We start from the raw sequence: 19,766 nt of genomic DNA on the forward strand, positions 1-19,766 counted from the left end.
CCTGAGTCACCGCCAATATAAATCGAATAATTTGGAGAGCGAAGCATGTAGGATGCCCACAGCGTTTGGTTGCGCTTGAAACCCCGGCCCGAAAAGTGGCGGGCAGGCAGAGCCGTCAATGTCAGGGTACTATCGAGGACTATTTCTTCCTGCCAGTCGAGTTCCTGGATTTGGGTTGAATCGTATCCCCATTTTTCCAAATGCGCCCCTACTCCCAGGGCTGTTACCACTTTTTTTACACCTGAGCGCAAGGCCGTGACGGTTGCGTAATCCAGGTGATCGTAATGGTCGTGGGTCAGTACAAGGAGGTCAATATTTGGAAAGTCCTCAGCTGTATATACGTTGCTACCTTCGTAATTCTTCCCAAAAAATGAAACAGGAGATGCATTTCCGCTAAATACCGGATCAATCAGGATTGTCTTTCCAGCCAGTTTGATCAGGTACGAAGAGTGACCAAACCACACCACCGCGGGTTCTTCACTGATCAGCGTTTTAAGGTTGGTTTTGACCGATGGAAGTGCCTGCGTTGGCTCGCGATCTACGCTTTTGGCCAGGTAGGCTTTCAGAATGTCCCAATAGGTAACTCCTTCCGCCAAATCAGGCGTAAAACTTTGGTTTTTGAACGAACCTTCCCGATAATTCTGTGATTTTTTTATGCGTTCCAAACGGGTACCTTCGGGCTCGGCTCCAAAAACAGCCTGTTGCATAAACAGCCAAATTCCTGCACCTGACAGCACTAAAAAAAGTATAAAATACACCATGATCTTGCGAATAGTTTTCAATGTTAAAAAAAGTTGATTGGTTTTTAAATAGAATATGTGAGTACTTACTTACAGCTCATACACAAAAATTAGTATTTCGATTTTATAAAAGTCAACATGTTTTCAAGAGTTGCAGCGTCCGGTTGTTTGATCATCATGGAGCCAAATCCTTCGACAAGCATTGCCAGTAGCTGAATTTCCTTTTCGGGTTCAGCGTAGCCCAGGGCCCGAAACGATTCCATGCCCAATTGCATCAGACGGAGGTAATGCGGCGACGTATGTGCATGCGTGTATTTTCGCTGCCATTTGATAGTAAATTGCAGCTGCCAAAACTCCCGTTCTTCCTGAAACAGAACGTAGGCAAGTTCGATGATTTTATGAATTCGTTGACGGTGATTTCCTTCCTGCTCAATCCCAGTCAGATGCCTGCCAATGCGGCTTTCGCCCAACTCAACAACCGCTTTCATTAGTCCTTCCTTTGTGCCAAAATGTCGAAAAATCAACCCTTCTGAAACCCCGGCCAGGCGCGCAATTTTGCTCGTAGGCGTGGTATCAAAGCCCTGTTCGGCAAAAAGTTTGAGGGCCGTTTCCAGAATGAGTTCTTTCTTTTCAGTCATAGCAAGTGAGTGATTACTTACAAAAACCCGCAAGCGTTATTTTTGGTTTCTGAATCTTGAAAAAAAATTAATCCTCTGGAAAATTCTGCGGAAAGTTTAGCCTTTTACCAGTTCAAAAAGTGTGATTTCGGGACGAACATTGAACCGCACCTGAATCAGATGACCCAGTGCCCGATTGATATACAGCGTGCGACCATCCCCCAAATCTACCTGTCCGGCTACGTACTTTTTGTTGCGTACCGGCAGCAGCGGTGGCCGTAAAAAGGGGGCTTTACACTGCCCGCCGTGCGTATGTCCCGACAAAATCCAGCCCTGATAACCATTCCAGATTGGAAGATCTGCAACGTCCGGATTATGACAAAGCACCAGCTGCGGCTTATTTTGAGGAAGCGATTGCAGGACCAGTTCGGGCTTAAAATTGGTCGCCCACCAGTCATCCAGGCCAATAATCGAAAGGCCATGCACATCAATTTGTTCATTCCTCAGCATCCGGATTCCACGGGCCGAAAGAATGTCAGTTACGCGGTCAGCCACCGCCTCTTCCTTCCAGTCGAGGCCGTAGTCGTGGTTACCCAGTACGCCCGCCGTTCCCAAAGTACCATGCACCGCATGCGCCATCACCTCTTCAAGTTGAGCAAACTGTTCAGGGGATTCGTAGTTCACAAAATCGCCTGTATAAACGACAAAATCCGGAGCCAGTTGCTGCGCTTTTTGCATCGATTCGATGAGGTACTTTCTGTCGAAGCGGTTTCCCACGTGCATGTCGCTTATTTGCATCAGCGTTTTGCCCACAAGTGCCTCAGGCAGTTGACGAATCGGCATTTGCACCCGAACAAATTCAAGCCAGAAAGGCTCCACCTGCCAGGTATACAGGCCCGTAAGTACACCTGCACCGGTAGCAGCGGCAAGCGTTTGAAGGAAGGTTTTACGTTGCATAAAAAAAGGAGGTTCAAATCAGCGGCTTAGCTAGTTTGATTTATAGTAAACTATAATTTTTACTAAGGTACGTTATTTGTTCTTTTTCTTATCTCCCCAAAAAGGCGAAGGAAGGGGTTTTTCCTTGAACACAAAAGCGAGACCATCCCTGAGAGCTTGTGGATACACGAGCACGCGCACTCTAAAAAATACGCCGTTGAAGGAAGGTATTGACTGAGAAGGTCTAAGATTGTGCCGATACCCCGACTGTAAACCGAGCCCTACCCACCGGGTGGCTTTCCACTCGCCATAGCCACCGATTTGCAGCGGGACGAGCGTATGTTCTACTGGTTTTTCGCTTAGAGGTTCGCCAGAAAGCAAAACCAATGTAGTGGTGCTTTGGCCAATTCCTAGCTCGATTGGAATTCCTGCCTTCCAGCGAGGTTCGTTGAACAAAATGTGCCAGTAGCCCGTACTGACAAAATAAAGGTCAGTTTTTGAGTAGCCTGCCGCGTCGGTTTGTTTGGCTTCTGCTTTGGAAATAGCACTCAATTGCCGCTTCCCGCGACTTCCTGCCCAGTAATACCCCAGAGTTACTTCACGTTCCAGAGTTCCCCAGGTATACCCTAAACTTCCGCCCCACATCCCGAAATTTCCGCCTGGAATAAATGATGTTCGATTGTCAATGTGAAGCTTCCAACGCAAAAGGCCCGTAGGGGCAGTTACAGACTGCGCATAACTTTCCGGGCACCCAATGAAAATCAGGCATTGCAATAAACCATACAACCAGAAAAGGCGCATATGCAGAAATTGAAACCTTACAACATACTTCCTTAAAAAAAGTCGGCCTGACCTGTCTGAAATGAGTAATGGCTAAAATTCATTACTCATAAAAGCGTATGAAAGAACAATTTTGAATTGCCTTTAAAGTAAGAGCTTCCTCTGATTCTCTTTTTGAGAAATACTTCCCCCAACGTATTCATTCCCATGCAACGACGAAGTTTTATCTCACTCAGCCTTTGTACTGCCGCCGGATTGTGGGCAACTACGCCATTCTCAGGCGCATCTCTGCCTTTCAAGCCACCACTACGGCTTGCGGTTCTGACTTCCGAAAATACCTTGACCGATACGTATCAGGGGGTAGTAGAACTATTAACTGGTAATAAAATTCCTTTTGAGTTTATTAGTTCACACCAGGAACTCGAACCCTACCAACTGCTGATCTTGCCAGATCATGTATGTATACATGATGCTTTTATATCCCGATTTGAGGCATTTTTGGCACGAGGAGGCACAGTACTCGCGTCGTTTCAGGCCGGACTAACAGCAGATTTTTCCCGATTTTTCAGTCCCGCTTTTGGGCTGCATGCACCTAAGTTGGCTACTTACAGTCCCGGACTTATCCGCATCAAATCCGGTTTAATCAATAGGCACATATCTGACCATGAAGTAGTCATGATTGAGCGGGGCATGCAGGTAAAAACCGCCGGAGCTGACGTTTTGGGACAAAGCCTTTCTCCTTTAACCGGCGAGCCTGATGGATTTCCGGCTGTTACCTTATGCAACCGGGTTATGTATTTTGCGCATCCGGTGTTTGCTGAATATCATAAATTCAAAACTCCCTGGTCAAAACAACTAATTCTGAATGCGCTGAACCTATTGACTGAAAAAAATCATCCGAAAATTTTAACTATTCCAGTGTAAGAACATAGCCTAAAATACCCGGCCGCGCAACATTCAAACCGAGGCGTAAGTTAACTACGTACACAAACTGTTACGAATCATGGTTCGATCAACGGCGTTGCTCTTCGTTTTGGTATTTTTGGTAGCGTTTCGGGCAGAAGCCCGACTTTCGGTTTCTTTCCCAACGGCTCACACCGTGATTCAACGCAGCCCTGCCGATAGCGCTCTGTTGTCGATTGCGGGTAGCTACAGCTTACCATACCAGTCGATAGAAGCCCGGCTCATATTTCTCGACGATGCCCGGTCCGGTCTGTGGACGGCATTGAAATTCTCTACGCATGAAGGTGTTTTTTATGGAAGCATTCCAGCCAAAGGAGGATGGTACCGACTGGAAATCAGAGGAATACTTACTAATTCCAGAACCGACACCCTGTCCGTCGAGCCAATAGGAGTCGGCGAGGTTTTTCTGGTAGCGGGCCATTCCAATGCCATGGGTCTGCCAAACCTTGGGGCCAAAGATGGCGGCCCGCAGGTGGTTTCGTTTTCAGCGGTTAACAAAGTTTTGAATGCGGAAAACATTACAGTAGCTTCGAACGAACCGATGCCGTTTCCTTCTTTTTCCAGATTCCGGGCCGACCATTTTGTGTTTCCTTCCGGCGAATCGGCCTGGAATTGGGGCGAACTCGGCACCCTGCTTTCTGCCCGGCTTGGCGTGCCCGTTTTGTTCATGAATGCAGGGTGGGCCGCGGCAAACTCGGTTAATTGGCGTGAGTCTGCCGAAGGAAATAATACCCGAAATATTTATGTAGGAAAAGATTGGCCTAACCAACAGCCGTACGCCAACTTGAAAAATACACTCATTTACCTGCATTCCATCCTCGGTCTGCGGGCAGTACTTTGGCACCACGGCGAAAATGACGCCACGCATTTGAAGATTTCCCAGGAAGATTATTTTACCAACATAAAGACACTGATTGAACGTAGCCGACTCGATTTTGGCTGTTCGATGGCGTGGGTCATTGGGCTCTGCTCGGTGAGTTTTTCTACGCCTCTACCCTATTTACCCGTGTTGAATGCCCAAACTCAATTGATCGAAACACCCGAATTTAATACCTGGCCCGGCCCGTGGACCGACACCATTCAGGTGCCCCGGCCAGCACATGGTCATTTTGAGAACGTACGCGGGGGCACGCAAGGGCTTTCGGAGGTTGCACATGCCTGGAACCGGGTTCTTACCGATTCGTTTTTTGACAACAGTAACGCTTTTCAGCCTCCTTTTTTATTGCATGTGGGGCTTCCTCCCGGGCTTGCAGCGCAGGGTCAGCACTTTCGGATTCCGGTTTGGGGGTCAGACAACATGGAAGTACCGATTTCGGTTGATATCCATTTGCATACGCAGGAAGGCGATTTTGTAGCAGTCGTGGGCAGTGGTACACCGGGCAACGTACAGGTACAGCTCCCCGAAACTCTACCGGAAGGTGGGTATCGCCTGCGGGCTGTTTGTCAGGAACCACGGCTGATAAGTACGGTGTCCGAATCATTCAAAATTGAAAAGAATATTTCTGTTCCAAATCCGATTCGCTCCGTAGAATTAGATACAACTAACGGGGAAGTCACGCTGCATGTTTTGCTTTCGTCGAAAGAAAATGTGGCGATGCTTACGCTGGAACGAACCGACGATTTACAAACATTTCAGCCGATCAAAACTTCCCCGCAAAACGATCACCCGGGCACTTCGGCTTTATATACACTGACGGATATTGCCCCCTTGTCTACCACCGCATACTACCGTGTTACACTTCAAGATACGGATGGAAATACGCTCTTTTCTTCCGGGATCGCCTACTTTCGAGGGGAAACTCCTGCTGCATTGGCGCTATTTCCTCAGCCGGCCCGGAGCGGCGAACTCATTTATCTGCGATTGGATACCGCAGAAATTGAAGAAGTTACGGTATTTGATTCCGTCGGAAATACAATTCCGGCCACGCTGCTGCCCGGTACTTTCCAGGGTTTGTGGGTGTTACACACAAACACCCGGCTGGGACCGGGTGTGTATATGCTGCATGTGTTGCAACGTTCAGATTCAAGAATCCAGCGTATGTTAATTATTCCTTAGCATCAATCGATTCGATCAAACTTTTCCCATCACGTACATCTCTTCGAGCGTAGGCGATGGACTTCCACCTTCCTTTTCAAGCGTAATGGCAAAGGCAGCAGGTGTGGCGTTGGCGCGTTTCATTTGCAGTACTCTTCCTGCATAATCCTGAGCCAAAACACCCATATCTACCGGCTTTCCATCCACGATCGTCCACAGCTGATACTGCTTACCGGCAGGCGCAGCCGGAAGATTCTGCACATCCAGAAAAACCTCCTGCGTTTGCTGATTCCACAGAGCCACCACCGTACTTTCGGGTGCTTTGTCAAGTCCTGGCATGCGAATTATACGTACATCAGGATTGCGGTAGTACGAAGCAATCGTTTGGTTGTTGTCAGCAGTCGTTTGCAGGGTTTTCATCTGCGCTGCCAGTTTTTCGTTCTGACCATTGGTGAGTGTCAGCTGATACACAGCCCAGCTACTAACCAACGCCAGCACCACCGAAGCTGCCACCGCCATGAGCGCCCACAACGGACGAGCGGACTGTTGACCTATTCGAATTTCGGCCGCACTTTCAGGAGCAGACTCCTCTACGAGAACGGGTTCTGTTTCGGTGATATCATCTTCTGAGGCAAATTCCATCTGGGCAAAAATCTTATCTTTCAAGGCCCGGGGAGGATTTTGCGCGTGTTGTAAAGCATAACTTTCCAGGGTTGATTCCAACCGGGTCAGCTCTGCTTTTACTTCTGGGTATATATGGGACAGGCATTCCACTTCTTGCTTCTCCTGTGGAGAAACAACGCCCAGCACGTATTCTTCTAATATGCCTGACTCTATGTAGGCTTGGGTATTCATATGTTAAAGTAAAGTTTAAGATCCTGCAACGCTGTCCGAATGCGTGATTTAACCGTACCCAAAGGAATATTTAGTTCCTTTGAAACCTCTTCCTGTGTGTAGCCCTGAAAATAGACCAGGTCCACAAGCAGTTTTCGTTCCGGTTTCAAGTTTTCTACTAATGCTTTCAGATCTAATGTTGAGGTGGAGGGTTGATAGGAAGCATTTTGTTCTGTCCGGTCAAGATTTTCCGTAATATCATCCAGAATTGGCTTGCGACCTTCTGACCGAACGGCATCAATTGCGCTGTTTCGAGCGATATTGAGCATCCAGGTAAAAAGTCGGCCTTTGGCCGGATCATACGAAGTTATACTTTTCCAGATCTTTAAGAAAGCGTCCTGCATAACGTCTTCCGCTTTCTCTTCGTCTCGCAAGACCTTACAGATAACGCTGAACAAAGCCCCTGAGTAGCGTTCATACAGATATTCGTACGCTTCCCGGTTGTTCTGTTTCAACGATGCCACCAGATCTTCTTCCGAATAGTTGGTTTTTTTGGTCGCCAAAGGTTATAAAAGTTTTTATTCAAGAGGGGCAATCTACTAATTTTTTGGATGGCATTAGACCTTTAAACGCTTTTTTTTCTCTTCATTTTCAGGCCCTAAGCCAAATGAACGTTTCAACTTTCATCAGAAGTACGTAAGTTAAAGTGCTGCCGGCGGGCTACTTCTGCTGAATCTTTCAAAATTCATTCAAAAATTCTTTGGCTTTCAGGGTTATCTGCCACTATTTCCACCTTCATTAGTAGTATTGTCAAAAAGGTTATATATAGACCATGCATCTGTCCATTTCCTGTATTCAGGCCACCGTTTGCCACCCCTGCTTTACCCCTCTCACCCTTCAATTCAATACTGATTTGGTTTGGCTTGCTTTCGGGTTTATATACGCCACCCAAATATATTTGGATGTATAGCAGATGAAAATATATTTCCCCCACCTGGGCAACGATCACCCCAAATGCCTGGTGTCTCTTTTTGAGCCGTTCACTTTTTCTGTGCTTCAATAAAAGCTTGCTTTATAAAAAGTTGTTTGACGTCTCTATGCCCTAATATAGTACGAACCACAAGCGGCGATAGATCGACAGACTTTTACGATTTTAGAAAAAAAAGTCTGCAAAACTCTTCTGGCAGGCCTGGCGCTTCATCCTGTTCATAAATCTACCAAAACGGCTACCTTACTATCTCCCCAACTTGCGGAAAATCTTTCTCAGGCGCATTAAATCTTGAATTTTAGATTATTTTTTGTAACTGATTTAAAGTTAATAATTTTGGTTTTTTATTACTATACGTTATTTTAATTTGTAACTTTTTGTACAACAACACAAGCTTAAATTTTACAATCTTTTTAAAGAATCACGCACCAATACCGTTCAAATTAATTATTTTTCATTCTTTTTATTGTACTATTTTTAGTTAACTCAATTTCATTATACAATAAATACTATTCATTGGATTAAAAATTGAGATTTTCCCTGAACACATCCCTAGGTAGCTCATGAACCGTTAAAAAATTTTTATAACTTTTTATTGCTATCCATAAATTCATTCTTCATCTTTGAATCAGATTTATGTGTAACCAAAAACTACCATAATATTCTTCCCCTCTTGGCATATCGTTTTTTAAGTAGTTTCACTAACTATTAGTAACCAAAACTGTATCCTATTCCAAACATTTACACGACCATCCATGAGAAGTTTTCTACTGAATCCTTACCGGGAAACGTACGGCCTGTGGCTCCGTCTGACCTGCCTGATTATCCTTTTATCGCCTGGCCTGGCGCTGGCTCAAAATGGTTCTCTATGTTACAAACCCCTGATCGGTCCCGGCACAAGTGCGGGCCCGGTAGGTGGTAGTTTGACTGACGTCGGCTTTACTCCAAACAATACACCTGCTAACCTGATCGACGGGAATACGGGCAACTTTGCCGAAATTTCCAACCTGCTCACACTGGCTTCCGGACGGGGCGTAACCGTCAGCAATGCCAATACCACCTACCCCGCCGGATGGTTTGCGGGGTACGTGGTGGAGCTGGGCGACAATGGATTGCTCAATGCCAATGTGCTTTCAGGCATTGAAGTTCAGACATTTAATGATGGCGCACCCGCTGAAACCCGCACGTTTAATAGTGGTTTGGGAGTTACTTTACTTTCGGACGGCTCGCCGGATAAAGTGTATCTTAGCTTTGAAACTACACTGCCTTTTGACGAAGTCAGGCTGGTAAAAAATAGCCTGGTAAACCTGGCAGCCGGTACTTCACTCCGCGTATACTACGCCACGGCCTTTGATCCCGGCTGCGGCACGCTGGATCAAAATGGGATTTGCTACGACCAAATCGCCGGAAATGAAACGGTTGTCAATTTTGGAGCAGGCTTGCTCGGTACGCTTGCTACCCTGAGCAATCCGGATGGCATCACCGACGGAGATAAAAACACCTACGCAACTCTGGTCCTTCCGGCAGGTACCAACCTGCTGGCCTCGGCGCCATTTGTAGGAGTAAAAAGCCTGCAAACGATTTATCCGTCCGGCAATCGGGTAGGTTTTGTGGTGCAGCAGGATAACGGCCTACTCACCGCTGACCTGCTCAATACCCTCCGCATCCAAACGTATCTGCACGGAGAATTGCAGGATGATCAGCCGCTGAGCAGCGGAAATGGCCTGTTGGCCGCAAACGTACTGGCCGGCACAGATCCGATTCAGGAATTGTCAATTCTGACTACCGCACCCTTCAACGAAGTGAGACTCGTGGCCGAGGGAGTTATGGCTAGTTTGGGTACCCTGCGCATTTATTATGCCTTTGAAAACCCCGAAAGCTGTACCGATTGCAAAACGGCCCTTACTTCCAGCGCAGCACAACCCTACACCGGAGAGCTTGTCAGTCGTGACCGTGACCCCAGTATTTTCAGCACATACAATACTACGGGTGTATACGGCTTAACGTTAGGGACATTAACTAACACCTCTGCTCTGGTTAGCCCAAGTCTGACGGATTCTGCACGGTTTGCTGTTATAGCGGGTTTGCTCAATGGTGGCGCACGCATGACTGTTAAGCGAACAGGAGGAGATAATTACCCGGTAGGCACCGTGGCTGGCTTTGCGGTTAAAAGCGGTAGCGGACTGCTCAGCGCGGGGTTGCTCAGTGGCATTACCATCCGGCTCTATGAGGGCGATGGTGAAAATCCGGTACAGACAATCACCGGTGCCTCGCTGCTCAACCTCGGTTTACTGAGTTCCAATGGTCTTAATTTTATTGGGGGAAAATCAACTGTGGCCTTTGATGAAATTGAAATAGACCTGAACCTTGGGGCGATTTCGCTGGGACTGCCGCTTACGTTTGATGTTTTTTATGCCTATGTCCAAATCGATACCGACGGCGATGGAGTACCCGACTGCAACGAAATTTGCGGGGCCGGACAAGACGACTCCGTGGATTCCGACGGCGACGGCACACCCGATGCCTGTGATGCATGCAGCGATGCCAATGACAAATCGGCGGTGGTTGATACCGACGGCGATGGCTTACTGAATAACTGCGACCCGGACAGCGATAACGACGGAATACCCGATTCCGTAGAAGACACCAATGGGAATGGTGATCCTAATGATGATGACGCCGACGGAGATGGGGTGCCCAACTACCTTGACCTCGACAGCGACAATGACGGAATTCTGGATTTGTACGAATCAGGAATTGATCCGGCACTGATTGCCTCAAATGATGCGGACGAAAATGGAGTACTTGATACCGCCAATCCGATTTTTACCAATACCCCCCGCGATACTGATGGGGATGGAGTGCCGGATTATCTGGATCTGGATAGTGACAACGACGGAATCCCGGATCTGACAGAAAGTGGCCTGACAGGCTTTGCTGATGCTGATAATAACGGGGTGGTCGATGGACCTGACGCTGATAATGACGGAGTGCAGGATAGTGTAGATGGCGATGACGCCGCCTTTGGATCACCCAATACCGGTGCTCCACGCGACACCGACGGAGACAATGTGCCCGATGCCTACGACCTGGATAGTGACAATGACGGAATCAACGATATTATTGAAAGCGGAATTCCTGGCCTTATCGACGCCAATAACGACGGAATTGTGGATGGACCCGATGCTGATGGCGACGGTATCAGCGACAGCGCCGATACCGATGACGAAACCTTCGGCTCACCGGGCGCTCCGGCTCCGATAAATTCTGACAATGACGACGCTCCTGACTACATTGACCTGGATAGCGACAATGATACCCGCAGCGACCTCGTGGAAAGTGGTCAGACGGGCTATGTGGATGCGGATGATAACGGGGTGGTAGACGGACCGGATTCGGATGGTGACGGAATTATGGATAGTGTCGATGGCAATAATGGCACCTTCGGCGATGCCGGAGATACGGCGCCACAAAACACCGATGGTACCGACGAGCCTGATTATCGTGATACCGATAGCAACAACGACGGCACCAACGACATTGAAGATAACGGTCGTGGCGACCTTGACCCCGATGATGATGGCATGGTGGACAATCCTGTCGACCCCGACAACGATGGCATTCCGAATAACAACGGCCTGGACTTCCAGCCTGATGACTTTGGTGGTTTGGGTACAGGTAGTCCTGATCTTTCGCCGGGTGTACTTTCCAATGGCTCTACCTACAATGTGTCCGACGAACGTGATGTGGTGGTGACGATTTTTAACACCGGAGAAACAGGCACAAGCGCACCGGTTGTCTTTACGATCACGAAACTCGAACCAACCTTCGGAATTGCCATTCCAGAAACGGCAACCAACGCTGATGTGTTTGGCGGAACCGCCGTTGATAACTCCCAATGGACCATAACCGAAGAGGCCACACGCTATGTATTTACATTGAAGGATGGGTTCTCAATTTTACCAACCGAAAATAAAAAGGTCGTGCTACGCCTAACCGCCACCGGCACCAACTCATCCAATGCCAACCTGACCGTGCGGATCATTGACGGCACCGGTGGTTCTGAAAATCCAATCACCAATAATATCCTGATTTACAAACTGAGCATAAACTTATAACTACATCGATCACTATGAAAAAAGTACTTTTGAACTTCTGTTCACTGGCCCTGTTCCTGAGCCTTACGCTGCAAGTCTACGCCATTGACCCTGCCATATCGGCGCTAAGTGTTGCGCCAAACCCGATTCAGCAATATGATGTCGGAACCATCGTAGCCAACTTCAACGTGGGGGGAAGCGGCTCCATCCCGATTGGCAGCGTGGGTGTTCAGATTTCTTTTCCCAATTCCTACCTCCCCGATCCGCAGTCTATTGCGGCGGTTCGGGCCACAGGTGCCGGAAGCTTCTTTAACTGGATTTATGATAGTGGCGCACGAACGCTGACGGGTATCAGCAATCAGGTATTTGTGGATGGTGACGGCGGGCTCATTACCATCGACCTGCGAGGCTACGTAGTGACTGATCCTAGTTTCGACAATTCCGTAGCAAACCTGATTTATCCCAACGGGGCTTTAATTGGCAATGAAGTAGGCAATGACAACCTGCTGGCCGGAGGCCGCGTGGTGGTCAATCCAAGCCCGGTTTCGCTGCTGAGTTTCACGGCTCAGAAAGAAGCACAAACGGCGGTTTTGAGCTGGGGAACAGCGGAGGAAATCAATAGCGATCGCTTCGAAATTGAGCACAGCCTTACCGGAAAACAGTGGCAAAAAATTGGCGCAGTAGCCGCACAGGGCAACAGCCGACAAACCAACTGGTATTCGTTTGTGGACGACAACCCGGCCAATGGCACCAACCTCTATCGACTTCGGATGATTGATAAAGACGGCAGCAACGAAGTAACCCGCGCGCGAAGTCTGGATTTTGAGATTCTGGTCGAGACGACTCTGTATCCAAACCCGGTAGTTGAAAAGCTATTAATCAAGGCCGATGACCTTTCCAAAATCAGGCGGGTGGAGCTCTACAACGCCACGGGTCGAACGGTGTTTGTGTCCGAAACCATCAGTGCGCAGGGAATTGACGTAAAAAATCTGCCCAATGGATTTTATGTCGTGCGGGTAACGCGAACGAACGGCAGCAGCGATTCATTCAAGGTGCTGAAACAGTAAAGAAACATCCTCGTTTTTTCAGTCAATTTATCTAAAAAAAGAAACACGTATGAACGCATATACCACAAACACTCCGGTTGCATTTGCCCTGAAAAATAGCAAAAAGAGCTACCACAAACCATCTCTGGTACACCGCGGCACGGTGGCACGGCTCACCTTAAAAGCGGGATCCAGTACGGATGCATTTACAAATTTCACACCGTAATGCCCTGATAGTATACTAATAATTTAATCAGCCCGCCAGAATTGGCGGGCTGATTTTAGTCATTTTCCGGTAGTCGGCTCCTTCCGTTTAACACCCATTTTCGCCATGGCAATTCCTTATTTTTCGGGCATTTTTTATTTTGATCCGGCACAGGCACCCTCGTCTTTCCGCCCCATACCCGATAGCCAAACGCAGGTGGTAGAATTCCTAAACGGATACGTAGCCACCAATGTCCTCCAATCGCTGCACATTTCGTCCAATCTGATTGTGCTGGCCGATTGCCGTTTTCATGAACGTCCCAAACTCGTGCAAAAAGTTATGGGCGGAGCCATGGCTTTGTCCGACGCCGAGCTCGTAAGCCACGCTTATGTGCAATGGGGAGACAAGCTTTCAGAGCACTTTACAGGAGAATTTACTTTTATTATTTGGGAAAAAGATTCTGGGAAAATCCTTGTTTCGCGCGATCGTTTCGGCTTTAAAACCTTCTTTTATGAGCACAAACCCGGCGCTTATTTTGCCTTTGGCAACCGCATCAGCAGGCTGCCCACCTTCGTAAAGTCCAGAAATCCTGACTATGTAAAAATCCGTGAGTACCTCCTTCCCGAACGCTCGTACCGCAGCTACGAGGATCGGACTTTTTATGCGCATATCAAAGCGGCATTGCCTGCCCATACATTCCAAATCCTCCGAACCGATTTTCAGCAGCATTGCTACTGGCGCATCAATCCTGCACAGTATAGCGGCATCAGGCACGAAGAAGAGTACATTGAGCTTTTCAAAACCTATTTTTACAACTCCATCCGAAACTGCACGCAGGGCTACACCAACATCGGCACGCACCTGAGCGGCGGCATTGATTCGTCCTCGGTAGCCTGCGTGGCACATGAGGTGGCCGGTCCGCTGTCCACTTTTTACATCAATCCTGACCTGCCTTCTACCGACGAAAGTTTTTATGTAAAAGCTGTGCAGCAAAAAATCAACTCGCGGCATTTTGCAGCACAACCACAGGATACCATCTACGAATCCTTACGTACATTAAGTCGTCTGTTTGATCGCCCCGAACAGTTTCCGCTGCCGTCAAGTTTTCAGTTTGCGGCGGCGCACCAAATCCAACAGGCACAGTGTGACGTGGTGCTGACCGGTCATGACGGCGACTCGGTGATTGGTCACGGCAATCAGCTCATTGGAAACTACCTCGCTGCGGGCGATTGGCCTCTGCTCAGGCAGGCGCTTGATTTGTATGCGCAGGAACGCGACCTGAGCTACCTCGCGCCCAATTGGCTGACGCTACCTGCCAATAAACGGCAGCAAACGTACATGCAGCATTTTCTCACCACGGAGCTTTGGAAGCTCGTTCGACAAAAAGAATTTGGTCATTTCCTGCGTTCCGGACGGGCTTTTCATACCCAAATGGGCTACTCGTACGGACAATTTTTAGCTTCTTTTCTTGAAAAAATTTCTTCAAGATTCAGTTTTGAAACAGCGCATTTGCTTACTCCTGATTTCTTGAATCACTCGAATGCGTCCGAATCGACCCAAACGGCTAAGGCACTATACACCAACCTTTCCTCCGACTATACCCATCAGTTTCAGGCCATTACCAACAAGTCGTACATTGATGCCACCGAGCAGCTTCACCACATTGGTTTGCACTTTGGGCACCGCTATGCGCATCCGTATTTCGACGAACAGCTCATTGAACTTTCGCTGGCGATTCCTGAAAAATTAAAATTCGGAGACGGCAAAGGGCGGGAAACCATTCGCCGGGCGCTGAAAGGAATTTTGCCGGAAGAAGTTCGAACCCGTGGCCATAAAACCAGTTTCAGCGAATACGGCCTGCTCAGTCTGCGCATGCTTTATTTCCAGACCACCGAGCTGTTTGGCAGACAGCATGTTTTGTGGGAATTTATTGATAAAATAAAATTTGATGCCTGCGTAAAGTTCCTGTTGAATGACAAAATTCCTTTGAACCAAAAATCGGGAACTTATGGGCTGGTTTCCAGAGCGTTATTCCTGGGAGTTTGGCTGCATGATCTTTCCGAACCATGAAAAAACGACTTGCTGCCCAAATCCTGGTTCTATACATCTGCCTGAGTTGCGAGCCTCCCACAGAAGAACTGCGGGCGGATTACTCCTATTTCCCCCTCGAAACAGGACTTTTTGTAGAATACCAGGTGCGTGAAAGTCACTATTCCGTAGCAGGGCCCGCTCGGGAAACTACCTACTATTTGAAAGAACGCTGCGGAGATACGTTTCAGACACACAACGGCGGAGAACATGTTAGAATAGAGCGATTTAGAAAAAATTCCCCCACCGCCGCCTGGCTTCCTGACTCGGTCTGGAGCGCCCGTTTGTTGCCGGACAGAGCCATTCGGACAGAAAACAATCGGGCGTTTATTAAACTGATATTCCCACTTACTTCCCAAACTACCTGGAATGGAAATGCGCTCAACGAGTTACCATCTGAACTTTATAAAGCGAATTTTGAAACTGAAAATCTATCTGGATTTGAAAGCTCCCTCCCACGCCCGTTGACGGTCGTTCAGCGGCAGGATTCCAGTATAATTTCTCTTTACCGAAAAAGTGAACAGTATGCGCCGGGCATTGGACTGATCTACCGGGAAAATACCGCGCTTGAATACTGTCAGGAACCGTCATGCCTGGGTTCCGGGAGAATTAATTCGGGACATCGAAAAATCCAGCAGATGGTGGCTTATGGAAAAGAATAGCTACCGCATCACGAGCCTTCCCGTAAATACCTGTTCATTGACCGTCATTTTATAAATATATACACCCGGCGGCTGCGAATTTGTCCAGAAAATCTCCTGTATACCTGCCTGTACCTCCACCAATTCTTTATGCAAAAGCTGCCCGTTCAGGCTAAAAATAGTTAATAAAACGTCCGCTACATCCATTGGCTGATTCACCACAAACCGAGCATATATACTTGTCGGATTTGGACTTACCTCTACACTGACAGACAGATTTTCACGTTCAACTACCTGCCAGCGAACCTGATACGGTTGTCCGGCCCGGTTTCCGGCTACATCGCGGCCCTGCACCAAAAGTGTGTAAAAACCCGGCGCCAGTTCAGGCTGATAGCTTACCAACAGGCTTTTGTCGGCGCCAACCGAAAGCCTCAGTTGCTCGCTCTCCACGGCCCGAAAAGCACAGGAATCGCAGCTACGCAGAAAAAACTCAATCAGGCCTGGTTCCGCAGGCAGCGGATTTTGGTCCCACAGTTGCGCCTGTATCAACGGATTGCCCGAGATCAAGCTGTTGTTTTCAATCATTCGTCCATTCACCGTCACGGTCAAAAGCGGGTTCAGGAGGTCGGGCAAAGCTGACAACGGGTACACAGTTAGGTCAGCCACCTCTGCCCACGGAAGCAATAGCGTAGCAGCATTGTTGGTTTCCAGGGTTTCGTCAATCAGGTTTGCGTCATCCACCAGAACCTCGATTTTCGTCAGTATTTTATCATTTTTAACCCCAAAAAAAAGCGTATCCCGAAACAGCGGGGCAGAAATCTCATGATTCATGGGCCAAATCTGCCCTGCATCATCCGTTAGCCGGATCAGGACCGACAGTTTTTGTCCGGCCACGGCCTTGCCCGCATTCCCGATCACAAGCCCGACCTGTACCGAATCTCCTTTTCCGATAGACTGCGTTGGGGAGGAACTTTGTAAAAAAACGCCTGATGATTGAATCGTAAAATCGGGTTTATCGAGCTGAAAAAGCACCACCGCCGGATCACCCAACAGGATGAGCTGATGCACGTTGGCTACATCATAAGGCGTAGGATTATTCGCTAAAATCTCGTCACCGACTTTCTGTAAAACTTCCCCGATTGGTTTTCCGAGCCACGGTTCTTCGGCAAACAGTGTTTTGTACAGCGCCGCCAGGTAGCGGGCCGAAGTGGGCGCATAGCTCCAATAGGAATTTGAAAGCACACCAATCGCTCCTTTGTTGGCGGCCAAAAGCCAATCGGTTGCCAACGTTTCGTAGCGATAAAATACATTGCCCACGCCGCAGCCGTTGAAGTACATGAACGGATATTTCCCCGCATTGCTCAGCTGTGAACCTGCCGAAGTGGCAAAGCCGATGTTGAGGTCGGGAACTGTTGGTGAGGCATGCCCCATAAAAGTCACAAGCCCAACGCCGGCATTGATCTGCGGTGCAATGTTTACGTTTTCGACCGGTTCGGCAGACTGTTTAACAATCGATTCCACCGGACCGCGCAGAAAAGCTTTTTCGGCTAATGGCGAAATGTCCGAAAGGATTTTTTGTAAATCAGCAATTTCGTAGGACGATTTTCCGCCGCTAAGGTGCAACACCCGTTTGGAAAAAGTGCGATCCTGATTGCTTTCAAATTCCTTCACTTTGTCCAGGTAAGCCAACACTTCCTCGGGAGTTCCGGCATTAATACGCCCCGTGCGGTACGTGGGGTGATCGGCAGCCTGCCCCGCAAGTCCCGCGGACAGCAGCAGGTCCGAGCCAGGATAGCCAAAGGTTGGCACAAAATCGCGGTCTTGCCAGCTTTTGAGCACATCCGGAAAACTTACGCCCTTTCCAATCAACAGCAGGTACGCTTCTTTTGGACGGGCGTTGAGCTGAAAATCCAGGAAATTACGAATCGCCAACGGCCCTCTTTCTCCATAGTTAAACGGATCGTAGAGTTCCTGCACATCAGCAACCAATACGTTAAAACCTCCTCCGGCAGCCGAACGGCGGTAGTTTGCGTAGGTTTCTGCCGACTCCCGTAGTACTTTATGAGTTAAAATCAGGTAGTTGTAGTCGGTTTCAAATTCTTTAAATTCAATTTTGCGTAGATCTTTCGGAGCAAGAAATTGGGTAGTAACAAAAATTTTGCGGCTTTCCGATGCCTCTGAAACAGTGGTTTCCCAGCGCGAAGCAATCAGCCGGCTTTCCAGCAAACGCGGCTCGTACCGATTGGTAACATCGTACATCGCCGGAGTTTTTTCGAGTCCTTCTACCGCAAGTTTTACCAAACCACCGGCTTTGGGCGTCAGATAAAAATACCGCGATGCCAGCCCATTCATCGTGGTTTTTTGTGGGTAAATAACCTCATAACTCGACAGTGAATACAACTCCAAAGCAGCAGTGGAAGCGGACTGCACCGAAAAATTAATTTCATCATTCGTCAGACTTTCCTCTGCCGGAAGCACAGTTTCGACCATTCGATGCGCAAAACCGGAAAAATCCAGCGAGGCAAATTTTCTTTTTCCCGAAAAAAACGAAAGTGGATGTGCAGTATCAAATCGCCCGTTAACCAACAGCCGAAGCCGAACCGGAAAGTCAGCATGACGCACCGGATGCACCAGTTTGTAGCGCCACGAAGCCAGCGAATCGCCCTGAATCAGCTTGCCCGTCCAGCCTTCGCCCGCTTCGTAGTAGCTCTGCTGCAGGTAAGGTACAAGCCCGTTGGAATTGTTGAACGACCACTCGTCGCGGAAAGTCGTGAGGGCGTGTTCGAGATGAAAAGGTTCAGGAGAAAGGCTGTTGGCCAGGTAGGTACCTTGCGGCATTCGTTTGCCTTTTTTATCGGGATTAACGGTCAGAAAGAACACACAATCGTCGCTGTACAAACTCGTAATTCCCGGTGGCCGGGCGTGGTGAGGCCGATACACCAGGCTGTCTTGCTCGCCGGTATTTCCGGCTGAAAAAAATTCAATAAATCCATCCGGCCCCAACTGCCCATCGGCCGATTTTTCTACCCGAATTGCCAGCTCTTTGCCCCGATAAAAAAGCTGTAAATGATCCGCAGGAGCAGCTTCGGGGAGTCCGGCGCGAAAAAGCTCAGATCCTGAGAGGCGGTACACTCCGGCCTGTTGGGTGGTAATTTTTAGGTATAGCTGCGCCGGATTTATCCAACTTGAAGCCTTCGGCGCTTGCCCGCAGGTTTTCCCCAAAGTGAAAAAACAAATTCCTATCCACACAAGTAGCGCTTTCCCCATAATCGAAAAATTTCAGTCCGATTTAATCATTTTCATTGACTAAATTATAGTTACATAAATTTTTTAATATACATAAATTTCTCTTCTATAATTTTACTGAAATATACGAACGAAACTAACATGAAGTTTCGTCAACTTTCTTTTTTAGGCTCTTCGGAGCAATTATTAAGATAAAAAAGCATTTTCAGCAAAAATTTCTTACAGAATATTCATATATTATAGTTACATTTTTTTAAAATTATATAAAGATAAAAACTTACTTATTGCTCTAAAATCTTAATTCCCAACACATTTATTGAATCGTAGATTTGGGAAACAAGGAACCCGCCGAATAAAGTTATAGTCCTCATATTTCATAGATCCAGCCTCAGCGAGGCGACCTGTTTGTAGATTTTCTCCATGTTGAAATGCTCACTAGCTCCGTTAGGAGCGACCCGCAATCGCTTCCAATCAGCAACTACTGACGGAGTATTTTTTTAGTTTGAAATAGGCAGCTGTTTGCCTTACAGCCAATAATCTTCAATACAGG

15 protein-coding genes are annotated in these 19,766 nt (G+C 48.0%); 7 read left to right on the top strand and 8 right to left on the bottom strand.

Translation table 11 applies throughout. The features are described from left to right. From EZE20_RS08415 to EZE20_RS08430, 4 genes are all read right to left on the bottom strand, one after another. The coding region (locus EZE20_RS08415) for an MBL fold metallo-hydrolase (RefSeq protein WP_207104701.1) at positions 1–761 on the bottom strand (761 nt) is incomplete at its 3' end. A gap of 89 nt (positions 762–850) precedes the next feature. Continuing rightward, the gene (locus tag EZE20_RS08420; protein ID WP_132116502.1) at positions 851–1,378 is read right to left on the bottom strand and encodes a TetR/AcrR family transcriptional regulator; all 528 of its coding nucleotides are present in this window, start codon (positions 1,376–1,378) and stop codon (positions 851–853) included. A 96-nt stretch (positions 1,379–1,474) separates the two neighbouring features. Next, positions 1,475–2,314, bottom strand: coding sequence for a metallophosphoesterase (locus EZE20_RS08425; RefSeq protein WP_132116504.1), 840 nt, complete (start codon positions 2,312–2,314; stop codon positions 1,475–1,477). 72 nt (positions 2,315–2,386) lie between these two features. Then, complete coding sequence (locus EZE20_RS08430) at positions 2,387–3,094, bottom strand: hypothetical protein (RefSeq protein ID WP_132116506.1); 708 nt, start codon at positions 3,092–3,094, stop codon at positions 2,387–2,389. Between the two features lie 186 nt (positions 3,095–3,280). Here EZE20_RS08430 and EZE20_RS08435 point away from each other — a divergent pair, with 186 nt between their 5' ends. Next, a complete protein-coding gene (locus tag EZE20_RS08435; protein ID WP_132116508.1) occupies positions 3,281–3,997 on the top strand; it encodes a beta-galactosidase trimerization domain-containing protein in 717 nt (238 codons plus the stop codon). A gap of 79 nt (positions 3,998–4,076) precedes the next feature. Continuing rightward, complete coding sequence (locus EZE20_RS08440; protein WP_132116510.1) at positions 4,077–6,092, top strand: T9SS C-terminal target domain-containing protein; 2,016 nt, start codon at positions 4,077–4,079, stop codon at positions 6,090–6,092. Between the two features lie 15 nt (positions 6,093–6,107). Here EZE20_RS08440 and EZE20_RS08445 read toward each other — a convergent pair whose 3' ends face one another. From EZE20_RS08445 to EZE20_RS08455, 3 genes are all read right to left on the bottom strand, one after another. After that, complete coding sequence (locus EZE20_RS08445; RefSeq protein ID WP_132116512.1) at positions 6,108–6,926, bottom strand: anti-sigma factor; 819 nt, start codon at positions 6,924–6,926, stop codon at positions 6,108–6,110. After that, positions 6,923–7,468: an RNA polymerase sigma factor gene (locus EZE20_RS08450; RefSeq protein ID WP_132116514.1), complete on the bottom strand. Its 546-nt coding sequence runs from the start codon at positions 7,466–7,468 to the stop codon at positions 6,923–6,925. The genes EZE20_RS08445 and EZE20_RS08450 overlap by 4 nt, the downstream gene beginning before the upstream one ends. Before the next feature lie 182 nt (positions 7,469–7,650). Further along, positions 7,651–7,965, bottom strand: coding sequence for a hypothetical protein (locus EZE20_RS08455; RefSeq protein ID WP_132116516.1), 315 nt, complete (start codon positions 7,963–7,965; stop codon positions 7,651–7,653). 683 nt (positions 7,966–8,648) lie between these two features. Here EZE20_RS08455 and EZE20_RS08460 point away from each other — a divergent pair. The 5 genes from EZE20_RS08460 to EZE20_RS08475 all read left to right on the top strand — a co-directional run bounded on the left by EZE20_RS08460 (position 8,649) and on the right by EZE20_RS08475 (position 15,991). Further along, the gene (locus tag EZE20_RS08460) at positions 8,649–12,011 is read left to right on the top strand and encodes a hypothetical protein (RefSeq protein WP_132116518.1); all 3,363 of its coding nucleotides are present in this window, start codon (positions 8,649–8,651) and stop codon (positions 12,009–12,011) included. Positions 12,012–12,025: 14 nt separating this feature from the next. Then, positions 12,026–13,057, top strand: coding sequence for a T9SS type A sorting domain-containing protein (locus EZE20_RS08465; RefSeq protein ID WP_132116520.1), 1,032 nt, complete (start codon positions 12,026–12,028; stop codon positions 13,055–13,057). A gap of 49 nt (positions 13,058–13,106) precedes the next feature. After that, on the top strand, positions 13,107–13,262 hold the full coding sequence (locus tag EZE20_RS24005; RefSeq protein ID WP_165933441.1) for a hypothetical protein: 156 nt from the start codon (positions 13,107–13,109) through the stop codon (positions 13,260–13,262). A gap of 105 nt (positions 13,263–13,367) precedes the next feature. After that, complete coding sequence (locus EZE20_RS08470; RefSeq protein ID WP_132116522.1) at positions 13,368–15,311, top strand: asparagine synthase-related protein; 1,944 nt, start codon at positions 13,368–13,370, stop codon at positions 15,309–15,311. After that, on the top strand, positions 15,308–15,991 hold the full coding sequence (locus EZE20_RS08475; protein ID WP_132116524.1) for a hypothetical protein: 684 nt from the start codon (positions 15,308–15,310) through the stop codon (positions 15,989–15,991). Before EZE20_RS08470 ends, EZE20_RS08475 begins: the two co-directional genes overlap by 4 nt. Here the strand turns inward: EZE20_RS08475 and porU2 are convergent, their stop codons facing one another. Next, entirely contained in the window at positions 15,992–19,237 is a 3,246-nt protein-coding gene (gene porU2, locus EZE20_RS08480) for a putative type IX secretion system sortase PorU2 (RefSeq protein WP_132116526.1), read from the bottom strand. Positions 19,238–19,766 lie beyond the last annotated feature (529 nt).

Origin of the sequence: Arundinibacter roseus (genome assembly GCF_004348825.1) — a bacterium.
GTDB classification, from domain to species: domain Bacteria; phylum Bacteroidota; class Bacteroidia; order Cytophagales; family Spirosomataceae; genus Arundinibacter; species Arundinibacter roseus.